At 68.2% G+C, this 16,195-nt stretch carries 10 protein-coding genes; 8 read left to right on the top strand and 2 right to left on the bottom strand.

The features are described from left to right. From ABT360_RS16635 to ABT360_RS16660, 6 genes are all read left to right on the top strand, one after another. The coding region (locus tag ABT360_RS16635) for a Hint domain-containing protein (protein WP_351816039.1) at positions 1-2,451 on the top strand (2,451 nt) is incomplete at its 5' end. A 10-nt stretch (positions 2,452-2,461) separates the two neighbouring features. Continuing rightward, the gene (locus tag ABT360_RS16640; protein WP_351816042.1) at positions 2,462-3,121 is read left to right on the top strand and encodes a hypothetical protein; all 660 of its coding nucleotides are present in this window, start codon (positions 2,462-2,464) and stop codon (positions 3,119-3,121) included. Between the two features lie 618 nt (positions 3,122-3,739). Continuing rightward, on the top strand, positions 3,740-3,925 hold the full coding sequence (locus tag ABT360_RS16645; protein WP_351816045.1) for a hypothetical protein: 186 nt from the start codon (positions 3,740-3,742) through the stop codon (positions 3,923-3,925). Positions 3,926-3,933: 8 nt separating this feature from the next. Next, positions 3,934-5,358: an N-6 DNA methylase gene (locus ABT360_RS16650; RefSeq protein WP_351816048.1), complete on the top strand. Its 1,425-nt coding sequence runs from the start codon at positions 3,934-3,936 to the stop codon at positions 5,356-5,358. Further along, positions 5,355-6,548 carry a hypothetical protein gene (locus ABT360_RS16655; RefSeq protein WP_351816051.1) on the top strand — a complete coding sequence of 398 codons (1,194 nt, stop codon included), beginning with the start codon at positions 5,355-5,357 and terminating at the stop codon, positions 6,546-6,548. Before ABT360_RS16650 ends, ABT360_RS16655 begins: the two co-directional genes overlap by 4 nt. After that, entirely contained in the window at positions 6,545-8,053 is a 1,509-nt protein-coding gene (locus ABT360_RS16660; RefSeq protein ID WP_351816054.1) for a type I restriction-modification system subunit M, read from the top strand. Before ABT360_RS16655 ends, ABT360_RS16660 begins: the two co-directional genes overlap by 4 nt. Positions 8,054-9,628: 1,575 nt before the next feature. On the opposite strand, the gene ABT360_RS16670 is transcribed toward ABT360_RS16660, so the two are convergent. Together ABT360_RS16670 and ABT360_RS16675 are read right to left on the bottom strand one after the other, a co-directional pair. Beyond that, positions 9,629-10,837, bottom strand: coding sequence for an McrC family protein (locus ABT360_RS16670; protein WP_351816057.1), 1,209 nt, complete (start codon positions 10,835-10,837; stop codon positions 9,629-9,631). Next, positions 10,834-12,747, bottom strand: coding sequence for a DUF4357 domain-containing protein (locus ABT360_RS16675; RefSeq protein WP_351816060.1), 1,914 nt, complete (start codon positions 12,745-12,747; stop codon positions 10,834-10,836). The genes ABT360_RS16670 and ABT360_RS16675 overlap by 4 nt, the downstream gene beginning before the upstream one ends. A gap of 175 nt (positions 12,748-12,922) precedes the next feature. Between ABT360_RS16675 and ABT360_RS16680 the strand changes: the two genes are divergently transcribed. Together ABT360_RS16680 and ABT360_RS16685 are read left to right on the top strand one after the other, a co-directional pair. After that, positions 12,923-15,199: a DUF2786 domain-containing protein gene (locus ABT360_RS16680; RefSeq protein ID WP_351816063.1), complete on the top strand. Its 2,277-nt coding sequence runs from the start codon at positions 12,923-12,925 to the stop codon at positions 15,197-15,199. Positions 15,200-15,692: 493 nt separating this feature from the next. After that, positions 15,693-16,184 (top strand): hypothetical protein, encoded by a 492-nt coding sequence (locus tag ABT360_RS16685; protein WP_351816066.1) that lies wholly within the window; start codon positions 15,693-15,695, stop codon positions 16,182-16,184. Positions 16,185-16,195 lie beyond the last annotated feature (11 nt).

Below are 16,195 nucleotides of genomic sequence, written 5' to 3' on the forward strand. Positions count from 1 at the left end.
GCCGACGCCGCCACCCAGGCGGCCGCCGAGGCGGACGCCGCGGCCACCCGCGCCGAGGCGGCAGCCAAGCGGGCCCGCTCCCACGCCGACGCCGCCCAGGCCGCCAAGCTGAGGGCCGACGCGGCCGTCGCGACCGCGACCAGCGCCGCCGCCGACGCCATCAAGGCGTCCGAGCACGCCTCTGCGGAGGCCAGGATGGCTGTCAAGCTGGCGGACGAGGCGGAGAAGCTGGCCAAGACCGCCAAGGCCCACGCGGACGAGGCGAGCAAGGAGGCGGCCAAGGCCCTGGCCGCCTCGGCGAAGGCCGCGGGCTTCGCCCACGTCACCGCGCAGGCCGCGGTCGTCGCGGGCAACTCCGCCGCCCAGGTCGCCAAGCCCGCCAACGACGCGATCCAGCTCGGCTCTCCTTTCGTCACCACCGACTCGGCCGCCGGCCTGGTCGTGCTGACCGGGCAGGCCTCGAAGTCGATCGCCGAGCAGCAGAAGGCCGTCGCCGACGCCCACGCCAAGAACGCGCAGGCGGAAGCAGCCGCGGCCAAGAACATCGCCGAGCAGGCGCAGGGCGATGTGAAGGCCGCGTACCAGTATGCGGCCAACGCCGCCGCCCACGCCGCCAACGCACGCACCTACTCCAAGGAGGCCCTGGGCTACGCGGCAGACGCCGCCAAGGCCGCCTCCCTGGCATCGGCGTCGCTGGCCCGCGCGACCGAGTACGGCCGCCAGGCCACCGCGGACGCGGCAGCCGCCGACCAGGCGGCCGGACGTGCCGAGGGCTACGCCAAGGAGGCCCGCTCCTCCGCCGACCAGGCCGCGCTCGACGCCCAGGCGGCCCGTGACGCCGCAGCTGCGGCCGAGCAGTCCGCCAAGGAGGCGCGGGCCGCCGCCAACCGCGCCGACGCCGCCGCCACCGAGGCGGAGCAAGCGGCGAAGGACGCGCTGAGGTACGCGCAGGAGGCACAGAAGGCAGCCGAGGAAGCGGCACGCAACGCCGCCAACAAGCAGGTCTCCATCGGCGCGGGCACCGGGGTCGGCGGCACGTGGTACGTCGTCGACGAGGACAGCATCGAAATCACCGACACCAAGCAGCACGACCCCTGCGTGATCACGGTCGGTTTCGAAGGCTGCACCACCACGTTCACTGTCACCTTCAGCGCGGTGGTCGACTTCTTCCTCTGCACCAACCCCGACACAACGGCCGCCGCCGGCGGTTGCCCGTCCCAGGACACCCTGCTCATCGAGAGCAAGCGCATCCCAGGTCTGAAGAAGGACGTCACCCGGTACTTCTCCAAGCTGGAACTCATCCAGCAGACCCTCACCTACAAGGTCATCAAGGCAGTTCTGGTCCAGGACTTCGTCGACTGCTGGCATGGCAGCGCCAGCGGTTGTGCCTGGGCCGCGAGCAACTTCATCCCCGGCAAGGCGCTCGGTAAGGTCTTCGAGGGGATCCAGGCTCTGGACGCCGCCATGAAGACCGGCGTCGGGGTTCGGGACGCGTTCCATGCCCTCAAGGCCCTCGACCTCGACCCCGGGACTCTCGCCAAGCTCAACGGCATCATCAACGCCCACGAGGAGCTCTACACCGCCTGCAAGGTGAACAGCTTCCCCGGCACCACCCGGGTACTGATGGCGGACGGCTCGCGCCGGCCCATCAGCCAGGTGGGGACGGGCGACCTGGTCATGGCCACGGATCCGGCTTCCGGCCAGTTGCGTGCCCGGCAGGTCACCGACACCTTCAAGCACGACACCGAGCGGTTGGTGGACATCACCGTGGCCGGCGGAGGGAGGCTGGCCAGCACCGCCGGCCACAAATTCTTTGTGGTGAACCGCGGTTGGACGCTGGTCTCCGACCTGCGCGTCGGCGACTCCCTACGCACCCCGGACGGCTCCGTCCGCGCGGTGACCGCCCTCCACGACCGTGCGGGCCTGGCTCCGAGCACGGTCTACGACCTCACGGTCGACGACCTGCACACGTTCTTCGTGCTGGCGGGCTCCACTCCGCTCCTTGTGCACAACTGCAAGGTAGCGTTGGGGTGGCAGAACAAGGGGAAACTCGACGAGTGGGCCGCGAGGCCCGAGAACAAGTTCACCACCTTCTCCAACGCATCCCCGAGGGACTTCGCCCGGATAGCGGAAATGGCCATCGCCGACCCCACCGTGAAGCTGCACATCAACATGACGGGGCTGAACGAACTCGGAGGCTTCATGGCGGCTGCGCAGCGTGGCCTGAGGGGCGGTGAGGCCGGAGCTGCTGCCACGGACTACGAGATGTCCATGATTGCGAGAGCTCTCGCCAATGGTCAACGCACGTGGGATTCGATCAAGTTCTACTCCCCGTCGGGTCCGGATGGAGCCATGCGGCTGGATCCCCCGACAGATATGCCGGATCTATCGGTACTGAAGGGGGAGCTTCCGCCCGTGAAAGGCTCGGTCATCGGATACTGCCACTGCTGAGGAGGCGGACATGGAGACTCATCGGAAGGACCTCTACCCGGACATGACCGCTTCGGGTGGCCTGGGACCAGCCATGAAAGAGGCAGCGACGCTGCGCGGATGCGACATCGGGCTGTCGCCCTGGGACACCGATGTCGTCAGGATCGAGACGGCAAGAGGCTTCGTGTCGGTCGATCCTGCGACCGACGAGCGCCTGTTCCGGGTGGGTGTCCACATTCCCGGGTTCACCTGGGAGATCGGCGCGACGGACGATCTCGGTTTGCTCGTGGAGGCGGTCGCCGCTTGGCGGGAAGGCATGCCGTTCGAGGAGCTGGAGGAGAGATTCGAGTTCATGGATCTCGAAGAACTCGCCAGGGCGCTCGAAGCGGGAGAGCCTACCTCTCTGCAGTGGTCCGACCTCCTGTCGTCCGATTTCTACCGGGGTCAATGGAACCTTCTGCGTCGCCTCCATGCGGATGAGGTACTGCGGAATATGTTCCCCATCGTTACGCACGGCGCCGTCCGCCTGCGTGTGGATCCGTTGGACACAACGAGCCGTCAGGTTCTGGTGCATGAGCTGGACGGCGAGCGTTACGAGGTCATGCGCGCCGGGGTGCCCGGGGCCGCCTGGGTCGAGGTGTCGGCCGGTGATCTGATCGCCTCCGTGCGAGCCGCGTTGCACGAACAGTGACCTCGACAGATCGATGAGGGGAAACCCCGCCAGGCAATTCCTGGCGGGGTTTTCCCGTGTTCCTCACGCGTTCGACCCATAGGCAGGCGACCGGGGCCACCCGATCTCCTGATGGGCTGCTCACGATGTCACCCTCGGCCTACTGATCGTCCCCGAACTCCCCGTATCACATGGAGTAGTACCGCGTACTTGCGCAAGTTGAAGTCGGTAAGTGGCAGGCGATCGTACGCAACGGGCTGGAGACCGGTTCAGCGAGTCATTCCCGCTCGCGGCCTGCCGCGGACGCGGGCCTCGAGGAGGTCGGACATGTGGTGCGGTGTGGTGCGCTTCTGTCTTTAGAACATGTGTCCCGCAACGGCGAGACATGACGACCAGGTCGTGATTCGAGGGTCGGGTCCACGACCGCGCAAGGCCACCGCGCGACCGCTTCGCCACGGGGCCGAGAGCGCGACTGGCGGACGTGAGGCTGGGGGGCGACGGACGCGAGGGGGGCTCCCGCTGGTAGCGGGGTGGTGGCAAATAGCAAAATTGCATGCTGCTCCACACGTGGCGGCCTACGTGGATACCTTCGATCTGTCAGGAGCCGTAGCGGGCAGGCGAGATCGAGGGAGCCTCAGCGTGCAGTACAGGACACTGCTCTTCGTGTTGGTCGTCCAGGGAGCCGTGATCGTCGGCATGCTGGCCGGCATCATCCAGTTCGCTGACGGGGGGCAGCTGATGGGAGCGATCAAGTACGGCGGAGTGGCGTTCGCGGGCGCCATGGGTCTGGGTATCTCGGCCGTCACCTGGTTGAAGCCGTCATGACGGCCCCAGTGCTCGAAAGGTCGCCCGTCTTCCGCAGCGTATGGCGTGCGCTGGACACCCTCTGCGCTGTAGCGTCGCCGGAGCTCGCCTACCAGCTGGCCCTTCAGGTGATCTTCCTGCGGCTGTGGCCCGCACCGGACGGTGCCGGCCTCGCGCGCTGCTTGGGGCCCGCCGAACCGGCATTGAGTCGCACTTGGACACGTCTGGGACTCGATCGGCCTTTCGACCTCGACATGGGGACGACGGGGATGTCCTACGTTCGCAGGCTCTACGGCGAGGGTGACCGCGCACTCGCCGCCCTTGTTCGGGAAGTGGACAAACTGAACAGGCCGGTGCACCTGTTCGACGCCTGCCTCGACCGGTACTCGTCCCGTTACGGGACGGGTGGGGACTACTACACGCCGCGCCCGTTGGCTCGACTCATGGCCGGCGTCGTCGCACCCAGGCCAGGAGAACGTGTTCTGGACCCCGTGTGCGGGAGTGGAAGGCTGCTGATCGCCGCAGACCAGTGGGCGCGACGTCACGGCGGCGGGGTCGGCGCGCTGGTGTTGCACGGCAGAGACGTACGTCCCGAGGCCCGCCGCGCCGCGGTGATGAACCTGACACTCAACGGGCTGTGCAACGACCTGGGTGACAGGGCGGTCGACAGCCTGAGTTCCGGGCCGGGCAACCTGTCCGTCGACGTTGTTTGTGCCAACCCGCCCCTCAATACAAAGGACTGGGGGTACGAGGAAGCGAGCCGGGATCCACGATGGGTCCTCGGGCTTCCTCCGAAAGGGAACGCGAACTTCGCCTGGGTGCAGCATGCTCTCCACCAGCTCTCCCCCCAGGGGCGCGCGATCATCTTGCTGCCGGAGAGTGCGACGAGAAGGCCCAACACAGCGGAGCTGCACATTCGTCGCCGTCTGGTGGAACGTGACCTGCTGGCAGGGGTGGTGGCCCTTCCCGCGCGTCTCTTCCCTCACACCCGCACAGGCACGACGCTGTGGCTGCTCAGCAAGGACAAGAGCGCAAACGCCCACTGGGGTGAGACTTCCAGGGTGGGTGAGGTCCTCTTCGTGGACGCGCGGCGAATGCCCAGTCACACAGACCAAGGGGGGCGCCGGTTTGCGGACGAGGACATTGACCGGATCTGTCGCGTCTTCGCGGACTGGCGGGGCCTTTCTTACGCGCAGGGCGACAGCGTGACCGAGGAAAGGGGCTGGAGCCGTTCGACGAGTCAAGAAGAGGTCGCCCGGCATGGATACGATCTCGACCCGGGCGCTTACGTCCTGTCGTCTACCGCGAGTAGCGAAAAATCCGTACCCGAGGGACGGCTAGGCCACCCGAAGGACGTGGTGTACGAGCGATTCGAAGAGACCCAGCGGATCGACCAGTGGCTTCGAAACGCACTGGAGGCGGAAGCGGAGGCCTGGGAGAGGGCTGGGGTGTGAAAAGGACAGACGAAGTCCGAGATCTCGACGCGACTGGATGGATTGAACGGGAACTGGCGCAACTGCCGGGCGTCGAGTCGGTGTCCTACGGTGTCGTGCGCCCCGGTATGGAAGATCCGACCGGCGTGCCCATGATCCGTGCCGGTGACATCACCGGGGGAGCCGTGCACGACCACGGCGTTGTGCGGATCTCCGAGGCCGTGGACCGACGAAATCGACGGACGTCGCTACGGACGGGAGACCTCCTTGTCGTGCTGGTGGGAAGAATTGGTGACACGGCAGTCGCTGGCCCACACCACGAGGGCTGGAACGTTGCTCGCTCCGTCGCCGTCATTCGACTCACCTCGGCAGGTATCGTCGAGGGCATCGGTACCTGGATCCGCTGGTGGTTGCGCAGGCCTCAAGCCCGAGAAGCCCTCTGGGCACGTTCCGTGGGAGCCGAGCACGCGACCCTTTCCCTCGCCGACCTCAAGCAGTTGCCCATGTCGCTGCCGCCGCGCCACCTCCGCACGAGGCTTTTGCAGACGATGGAATTCGCGGAACGGAAAATGGTTGTGAACGCACGGATCGCCGACCGCGCCGCCGAACTCGCGGACGCATATTTCAGTCGTGTCCTTGAGGAGTACAGCCAAGCCTGCCGATCGCGAGCGCCAGTCGCTGATGTGGGCCGGGTGATCGGGGGAGCTCGCCGGACCGGTGTGGTCGAAGGTGCTGCGCCGATCGCATGGGCGTCACCGAAGGAGGTGCTCAACAGTCGAACGGCCTATCTGGACCGGACAGCCGAGATCACATGGGCGCCTCTCGACACGGCTTGCGACATCGGGACGCTGCTGATCGCGCCGCGGCCCGGGGAAGTAAGGACGGTTGTGGCCGCGATTCCCGTCGTGCCCGGCCGTGGCATGCTGGCGATCCGCACCGAGACCGCGGCCGACCGGATGTGGCTCCTGCACGAGTTTCGCGCCCGAAGCGGGGAGCTCGTCGCCACGGCGCAAGGAGAACAGGCGCGTGCGATGAGCCGGAAGGCATTCGCGAAGTTTGCTGTGACCTGGCCGGCTGATGAGGTACGAGAGCGGTTCGCCCGTATCGCAGCCCCGCTCCACGCCCGGCTCCGCGCGGCTCTCAGTGAGAACAGCGCCCTCCAGGATCTGGTCGGGTCCGAGATGACCGGGCACCTCGGGGGTGGGAGGTGAGGAAAGTCCCTGCGCGGAGCAAGCAGCCGACGTCGGCCTCCGACCTGCTGTGGAAGGCTGCCGGCATTCTTCGTGGCTCCATGGACACGGCACATTACAAGAGCACCGTCCTGACCCTGCTCTACGTTCGGCTATTGTCCACCGAGTTCGAACAGGGGCGACGACATACTGAAGTGGAAGGTCTGGACGACACGAATTTCCACTGCGCCGCTGAAGGACTGCGATGGGTCCCGGAAGTGGCCCGATGGAAGACTCTCTTCCAGCGCGTTCAGGACCCCGACGACGATCCGGTGTCGGCGCTCGACGAGGCGTTCAGGGCCATCGAGCGCAGTGGCCGCGATTTTGCTGACTTGTTTCCGCCCGCCAGGGCCCTCATCAGAGACATGGAACGTCCGAGCATCACCGCGCTCTTCGCACTCTTCGACGACGCCATCGATGGCACGGTGGCTGGGGAGCTCCTTGAGGGCCTGGCTCGCCTCGAAGGAAAGAAGGGCAGCGCTTTTCACACACCAAGGAGCGTCTCTCGCCTCCTTGTCGAGGTGCTGCAGCCACGTCAGGGGCGCGTGTACGACCCGTGCTGCGGCTCCGGCAGCATGCTCGTGCAAGCGACCAGGTTCGCTGTGGAGCGAGGCGTGGACGTCTCGAAGATCGCGTGCTATGGCCAGGAGATCAACGCTCAGAGCTGGCGGCTGGCGCGAATGAACCTGCACATGCAGGGGCTGGATGCGAACCTGGGGTGTGGCGACACGCTGGCGGATGATCTGTGGCCGACGTTCAAGGCGGACGTCGTGGTGGCGAACCCTCCCTTCAACATCACCGACTGGACGCGCCCGGGCCGGGAGCGTCGATGGCCGTACGGTCCTCCACCGCGGAACAATGCGAACTTCGCTTGGCTCCAGCACGTCGTCGACAAGCTGGACGTCGGAGGAAGCGCTGGTGTCGTCCTGGCGAACGGCTCTCTCTCGACGAGGCAGATGGGTGAAGGAGAGATCCGCAAGGGGATCGTGGAGGACGACCTGATCGCCTGCATCGTGGCGCTTCCTGCCCACCTGTTTCCGTCCACGGCGATTCCGGCCTGCGTCTGGTTCTTGTCCAGGGGGAAGTCACCTCAGGGGGCGGGGCTTCCTGAGGATCGCCGAGGCCAGACGTTGTTCATCGATGCGCAGGGCATGGGTGTGATGACCGGGCGGGCACACCGGGTGCTGACAGACGAGGAGCTGTCCGAGATCGCAGACACCTACCATGCCTGGCGCGGCGCGGGTCGCCGAGGCGGGTGCTACCGGGATGTGCCGGGCTTCTGTCGTTCGGTACAGCTTGAGGAGATCCGTCAGAACCAGCACGTTCTCACGCCGGCCCGGTACGTCGGCCAGACGGAAGCCGACGGGACGCGACCCGGCGGGTCGACCGACGTACGTATTCGCGCGCTGACTCGGGAGCTCCTGGAACTCATGGACGCATCGGATCGGTTGACACAAGAGATGCGCCACCACTTGTCGCAGGAGTAACACTGTGCTCTGTTGGCGACGTCAACCTATCGAAACGGTGATGCAGTGACCGATTCGTGCACGCTCCCGCTATGTCTGACGCAGGCGCTGCACGGCCAGAACCGCTCGTATCCGGGTCCGAGATCGCCCGCCTCGCCGGCGTGACGCGAGCGGCGGTCTCCAACTGGCGAAGGTGTTGAGGCGACTTCCCGAAGACGGCGGGTGGCGGCGTGAACAGCCCCCTCTACGACCTTGCCGAGGTCAGGGAGTGGCTGGAGAAGCAGAAGAAGGGATTCGAGGTCTCCGGCGAAGTCAGGCTTTGGCAAGCACTTCGCGCGGCTTACGCGGAAGACATGGTCGTAGGCGGGACGGACGTCGCGCGCCACTTGGCCGGACAGGGGGCCGACGCCCGATCTTCCCTCCGATGCCGTCCGGCTCGCGGACGAACTGGCTCAAGGGGAGCCCTCCACCATGGTGGTTGAGGGGATGATCGACAGGTTGGTCGATCAACAGGACGCTCGGGATCCAGCTGGACATCGAGGCACAGCGTGGCTACGGGCGGGCGTTCAGGGCGCTTCAGGAGTTCGAGGAGCGGATGCATACCGCGACGCAGCTCGCCCGGGACGGACCAGCTCGACACCGACTATCTGCGCGGCTGTCTGCGCAGCACGGCGAACGTTCGCCGCTCCACCAGCGCCAGCGGTACGTACAGGCTCGACATCCGGGGCGCCCGCATTCCTGCCGGCAGCTCGCCGGCAAAGTGCTGTAGGCCCGCACGATGCGCTCGGACGTAACCTGCTCGAGCACTGGGGCGCTTGCCCCTTCAGTCGACAGATCCGTAGAGACCAGGACTCAACCGGCCGGCGACTGAGGCACGAACGTGCTTGGCACCCCGGTCCAGGAGACGTGCAGCGCCTCCCGGGCCCGGGTGCACGCGACGAACAGCAGGCACCGTTCCCGCGGCCTCCGGTCACCTGGACGGGGCCGCTGTACGAGGGGCGGTAGGCCACCCGGCGCTGCGACGGGTGCAGGAATACCCGCCAGGCGGCGAACGGCTTCTCCAGGATGTCGGTGAGCTCCTGGGGCCCGGTGACCAGGGTGATACGGCTCGTGGTGTTGGCGATGGCCTCGGCCGGGCTTTCGTGTCGGAGTACGTGGCGAACAACAGGGACGGAGCGGTGGCCGTGGCCTTTTCCAGCGCGGGAGTCAGCTGCTCGATCGCGACGACGTTGCGCACCTCCAGGGCACGGGTCGCCTTGTTCGTCGTGTACAGCCGCTGCGCGGTCCAGGTGTAGGCGTCGTCGTGCGGCACGGCGTTGTCGAGGAGGAACACATCGCTGCCGTCGTCGGGTGCAAGGGCGACTCCCCGCCAGAAGTCGTTGATGCGGATGGTCCTCATACGGGGGGTCGGGTGCCTTGTCCACGGACTCCAGGTGCAGTCCTTTGTCGGTGTGCAGTTCGGCGACCGTGAGCCGCTGGAACTTCTCCATCGCCTTGCACACGCCTGGCACGTCCTAGCTCTCCCAGAAGCTGTTGGCGAACGCGAGCTGCGGCACGACGGGAACTTCGCACCCTGGACTGATGATCCGCCACCGATCACACGAGCGGGGCGCCGCGCATCTGGCGGCACACCGCGGTGATGTCGGAGAGGAGCCCCTCCGGCTGCTGGTCCAGGTCCAGCGCGTGCTGGTGAATGACGATGCCGGCGTGCCGTACGCGGTGAGCCGTGTGCGCGGCGTTCCCTTTCGCGTAGATCAAGTGGCCCTCAGACAGTCTCAACGCCGTGCAATAGGCGAGCATCTGGTACAGGTCCGCGCCCGGGTAACCGTCCTGCCTCTCCGCCTTGTACTTGGCGTCTGCGACCGCGACGGGGGCGTGGTCCCGTCCGTAGAGGACGAGGTCCGGCCTCATGCGGATCGCGGCGGCCTCGTCGAGGTGGTGGGGGTCCTGGAACCGGCCGGTGACTCCCGTGCCACGCAGGGCTTCCCGCAGCGCCACCGTCACGAAATCCTCGAAGAGCCTGTTCATGTCGAAGAGGAACCCGTTGACACGCAGCCCTCCCGGTGCGTGCTCGGCGGACGCCCCGTCCAGAACGGCGCGAGCGAGACGCAGGGCCTGGTGGTAGCGGGAGTTGAGGCGGGTGGGCCGCCAGTCGGGCACAGTCTGCCCCCGTACCAGGGGCGTGACGCCGGCCAGCCGGGCGCGCTGGTGGAGCAGGCGTCGGCGTACCTCTCGCGGGACGCCTGGCAATCGCAGCAGCCGCTCCACGGCGGCGCGCAGGATGCGGTTCTCCGCGATGTCGGCCGTGAACTCGTCGTGGGTCACCTCCACCGGTACGGTCGCCCCGAAGTGCCGCCGTATCTGATCGCCTTCCCGGATCCGCCCCCGCACGACGAGGGCGGTCTCCTCGGTCGTGCGATATCCCTGCAGCAGCCCTTGGCGGAGCGCCCGGTCGATCTGCCGCTCCACGGCGTGGGCGAGCGCGGGCAGCAGCTCGCGGTGCTCGGCCACATCCACGTCACCGCCCCTCCACGCGCCGCGCGGGTCAAGGCTGTAGCCGAGCAGGAAGAACAACCGGGCAACGGGCACCTTGGGAGTGATGCGGACGGTGACGGGCACGCTGTCCCCCGGCACGTCGACCGTCACTGCCCCGACCTTGCTCCCCGCCCGCAGCAGCCAGTGCCCCGGTGTGTACGGGTCGGGGGAGGCATCCACGATCCGGGCGCGGGCGAGCGCCCGGCCGGCGGCGTCCGGGAGCGGACGACTGACCGGCCGGGCATGCTCGACGAGGTGGACAGCCGTCACGGGGCCGTAGGGCCTTCCCCGAGCACCGGCGCCGCGAACCACGGGCTCTCCCCGTCGGCCGCTACCGACGGCGCCGACGTGCGTGTGGGGCCGGCGGGCAGGGAAGCGCGCAGCGCGGCGAGCCCGTACCGCTTCTCGACGTCGACGTCCTCCCCGTAGTGATGCTCTTCCAACAGCGGCAGGATCTTCGTCCGCCACGTCCGCTCCAGGCCACCGTCCCGGTAGACGCCCCGCTTCATCAGATACGAGGGGCCGATCCTGAAGTCGGCGTCGTCGATCCGGCTGTTCAGCGCGTCCAGCAGCTCCGCCGGCTCCCCGTCCATGCCCCGGGAGGCGAGCCAGCGGCGCAGCAGCCCCTGGGTCGGCTCGGTGCGCGGCGACAGCTCCACGAAGGCGAACCGGCGCCGCATCGCCGCGTCCACGAGAGCGATCGAACGGTCGGCGGTGTTCATCGTGCCGATGACGAAGAGGTTCGGCGGCAACGCGAAATCGTCACCCGAGTACGTCAGCCGGACCGACTTGTTCCTGTACTCCAGCAGGAAGTACAGCTCGCCGAACACCTTGGCCAGGTTGGCCCGGTTGATCTCGTCAATGATCATGAAGTGCGGGATGTGCCGGTTTCCCTCCCGTGACGCCAGGTCGGCGAGCTCCCGCAGCGGTCCCGCCGTGAGCCGGAAGGCGACCTCCCGGGTCTCCGGATCCTCTTGCGGTCTGAACCCCTCGAAGAAGTCCTCGTAGGCGTATGAAGGATGGAACTGCACCAGCTTCACCTGCTCCGGACCGCCCCCGAGGAACTCCGCGAGCTTCAGCGCCAGATACGTCTTCCCTGTACCAGGAGGGCCGTACAGCACCAGCTGTCGGTCGTCCCACAGCAGGTCGCGCACCTCGCGCAACCAAGCCGTGTCATGGACGAGCAGCTCGGAGGCGAGCTCGTCCGTCGGCTCGGGAAGCTCCAGCTCCCGCCGCGCGGCGATCGCGGGGATCTCCTCGCTCGGGTCGCGCTCTATGGACTCGGCCTCGACGGCCAGCTCCTCGTCCGTCAGCCCCAGGCCGTCGATAAGCGCCTGCACGGCCGACAGGTCCACGACGTCGTGCTGGATCGACAGCTTCTGCTGAAGCTCCTCGGGCAGATCCTCGTACGGGTGGCCATCGTCCTGCCAGGTCACCGGGCGGCGCAGATTCGACCGGCCGGCCTCCGAATCGGTCTGCACGGCCGGGCCGGTGATCTCACCGACGTGGAAACGTCCGTCCGAGATGGTGCACACCGTGTCGCCCGGCTTCATCCGGGACAGGAACGCGTGCAGCGCCTCCACCAGGTCCTGCTTCTGGCTGTACGTCGCCGTGGACTCGTAGTCCTCCCGCACCACCGTCCGCAGATCCTCCTTGCTGGTTCCTTCGACCAGCCCCTGCCGCAACCGGGACGCGGCGAGCGTCACCAGACCCTCCGGCAGCCACAGCCGCCGCACGAGATCGAGTCCGGCCACGTTCGAACCCCGCACCAGCCATGTGCGGTTCGGGCCCGACCCCACCCCGGTCATGAAGTCTCCGAGCGGCGTCCCGTCCTCCGTACGCCACTCCACCCAGCCGTTGCGTGGAGCACCGGCGAGCAGGACGGCCGCGAACGAGGGCGAGCTGCACTCCACGTCCTCAGTGAGCTCCAGCCATCCGTGCCAGCGGGAGGAAGGCACGAGTACACCCTGCTCCTTCAGCTCCTCCCGTCGCCGGAAAGGCCCTCGGAAGTGCTTGTGCAACGATGGCATCACGTGATCGCGCGCCGCTGAACCAGCACGCACGAGGAACTTCCGGCTGCCGTTCGTCCCGTTCCCGTCGAGCAGTACGCCTCGAGGGCGGTGCTTGACGGGCCCCCCGGGAAGGCGTAGCAAGAACTCGGGTCGGTCGTCCCCCGTCATGGCCTCACTCCTCCGTCGGACGGATCACTCAGCCGAAGCGTAGGCGGCGGCACGGACAATGCCGGTGCTCCCTGCCGACCTGACGCGTTCTCGTCCACTGCTGATCCACTTCCTGATATCTGTGAAGTGGGCAGCTGTGATGCGCATGGGGCGCGTGAGCCGGGGGGAGAAGTACATGACTACCGCGACCGAGCACATGCCGACGGCGAACGCGTTCGCGTCGAGGCGTAAAGCGTGGCTGGAGCGCGAGGTCTCCGAACTGGCGGCTGTCCTTCGCGACACCTGCCCGGCGCTGTACGAAGCGCTGCCGCGTTCCATCGGTGACTTTCCCACCTTGGTGGCGACCGTAGTGGTACGGGTCGCCGCGGACGACGCGGACGCCCGCCCGGTCGAGGAGACCGCCCACCTGCTGGAGCGCCTGCTTCCCGAGGCCACCGGGGTCGACCTGACCGAGCAGATCATGTTCCTGCGCTCTTCTCTCACCCTGAGTGAGGCCGTCGGAGTGCGCTCCTGGCGTGCCCGGGACTGGGCCGACCTGCTGTCGGAGCGCTGGTACCGGCAGATCACCGAGGCGCAGGGCGCCCGGGCCGCGGAGCACTGGGCCGCCCGCTGGAACGGTACGCAACCCACGTCGCCGGCATCCGCCCCGGAGCTCGCCCCGACCCGCTTCGGACGGGAACTGGTCACCCTCGACGCCTTCTTCACAAGGGAGCCCGACCCCGTGCGGCTGCTGGCCCACGCCGTACTCACCGACCCCGGGACCACCGAAGCCGTCGCCGATTCCGTACTCCTGCGCAGTGGATACCTTCGCGACGCCGGACACCTCGTCTGGCTCGCCGAGCAGCAGGCGTACGCGGACCGCCTGGAGGTCTGGCGAACGGCCCAGCACGCCATCGGCTCCGAGGCGATCCGCGGCTTCCTCGCCGAGCTGTCCCCGGTGATCAAGAAGTACATGTCGGTGGTGCTGCAACCCACCGTCGACGCCCTCTCGCCTGCGGAGCGCCGCCTGTGGCGGGAGAGCGGCAGGGCGGCGGACCGTAATGCCGACGCGTATCTGGACGCCTTCCTGGACTGCCTGCCGGAGCAGGGCCCGGAGGACTTCCGCGACGGGTCGTTGAACGCCACCGTGCTCTCCGAGGCCGCCCAGAACCGGCTTCGAGGCGTACGCACCTGGCACGGCATGCGGGGCTCCACGCCCGTGTGGTACCACGTCGTGGCGTCCCCTCAGGAGCGGGCGGCGGCACTGGCCTACTCCGGGAAGCCGACGGCCTCCGTCATCCAGGTGAGCACCGGCCTCGAAGACGCCCCCGGGCCGCCGGTTGACCTCTTCGGCCGACCGACCACCCAGCACGACGAGTGGTATCCCGAGCCAGGAATCCGCGTCGAGTACGCACCCGACCGAGCCTTCGATCTGGGCGCCCTCCTCGTGCTCGGCTCCCTGGGACACGCCCGGCTCGACTTCCTCGAAGCCGCCCCGGACGGCGGGTTCACGCTCCTGAGGACCGTCCGCGCCCGGCTCCGCCCGGAGGACGCCGCACACTGGCGCCGCCAGGCCCTCGGTACCCTCGACGCCCTGATCGGTGACCCGGCCTACTTGGCGGAGGCCGTCCTGGGCGAGGAGACCGGCGAGGACGACGACCTCGCCGACCAGGACACTCCCGCGGACGGCACGCCCGCCGGGCCCGCCGGGCAGGGCCTTCCCCCGGACCTGCTCAAGAAGGTCAGGGCCCTGCTCACCAAGGCCGAAGACCCGGCCGCCACCGAGGAGGAGGCCCGCACCTACCTCGGCAAGGCGACCGAGCTGATGGCGAAGTACGGCATCGAACAGGCGATGCTGGAGGGCCACAGCGAACCGGCGCTGCCCGTGGACCGGGTCGTGCCGCTGCGACCGCCGTACGCCAAGGAGACCAGCACGCTGCTGGGGTGGATCGCCCACGCGATGCGCTGCTCCGTCGTCCACCTCCACTCGCGCCGGCGGGGCTACCGGGTCCACCTGTTCGGCTTCGAGGCGGACGTCCAGGCCGCGGAGCTGCTGTTCGCGAGCCTCCGCCTCCAGATGCTCGACGGGGCGGCCCGTGCCGACAGGCTCCACCGTCCCGACACCGAGGACGCGCGCGCGTACAAGCGGTCGTGGATGTACGGGTTCATGCGCGAGGTCACCCGGCGCGTTCAGGCCGCGCAGGACGCCATGCGTACGGAGGCGGAGCACGCGCGAGTAGAACCCGCCGAACAGCGCGACGGACGCAGCGTCGAGCTGGTGCTGGCCGACCGGACCCAGGTGGTGGAGGCCCGGTTGACCGCCACGTACCCGAAGCTTGGGAAGGCCCGTCGTATCCGGTTCTCCGGCAGCGGTTTCGGCCAGGGTGTGACGGACGGCCGGATCGCTGACATCGGAGGGCCGTCCGTCACCTCCGACGGCAGCCGGCCTCCGCTCTCCCGAGCTCTCGGCTGACTCACGGCCCGGTCGGACCAGTGTGGGCGGACACGGACTTCAGGGAGGTGAGCCGTCCCGCCCTCGCGGTCGGGGCCGAGGGGTGGTCGCGGTTCACGTGGTTCGTGGCAACGCCCCAGGCACCGGGGGGGCGCTTGTCCACGGAGACCAGGACAGCGGCTCTGGCCGCAACGGGAAAGTGTTCCTGGCTGGGTGCCCGCGGCGGAGGCGAGTGTGTGCCGGCCGGCGCAGACCTTGCGGCGGGCAGCGTCGAGGAGGGCTTGCCGAACCGCCTTGACGACGTCCGGAGGTGGGGAAGGCTTGACGGGGCGAGTGACGGACCGCACCTTACGTGTTGTCCACCACGCGAGCACGTCATGAGCTGCACTTCGGCCATGCGGGAGGCGATGAACCGGCACTTCTGAAAGACATTCCACGAGAGTTGCCGGCCCCCGCCTGAGCTGCCACGTCAGCAGCCGGCACGGTCGCAGACAGCTCCGTGAAACCGCTCCCGGTGGAAGACGAGCATCGCTGCCGAGGCGCCACGCGCCACCTCCTCCAGTTCCCGGCACCGCACCGCACCGCGGCGCCCGCCTACTTCGTCGTGGTGTGGGGGCTGGTGAGCGACTACGACTATCCGGGGCTGGTCGCGGCCGCCGCCGTCGCCGTCCTGCTCATCGGCGTACTCGCGCTGACCGTCGCCGAGATGTGGCAGGCGGCCTCCTCGTGGCAGATCTCCATGGACCTCGCGCCCGAGCGGGACCGGGCGCAGTACCTCTCCACGTTCAATCTGGGCACCACGGCGGAACGCGTGATCGGGCCCGCGATCCTTCCCGCGCTCGTCATGACGTTCAGGTCCTGGGGCTGGCTCGTGGTCTCCGCCGTGGTCCTGGTGAGCGGAGTCCTCACCTGGTGGCTCACGCGCTCCCCGGACGCCGCCGCCCTGCGCGAGGCTCCCGCGGAGGAGCCCGGCAAGCAGGTCGCAGGAGGTCCGGGCACGGCCTGATCCGCGGAACC

It is taken from the genome of Streptomyces sp. NPDC000229 (assembly GCF_040300825.1).
Lineage (GTDB): Bacteria > Actinomycetota > Actinomycetes > Streptomycetales > Streptomycetaceae > Streptomyces.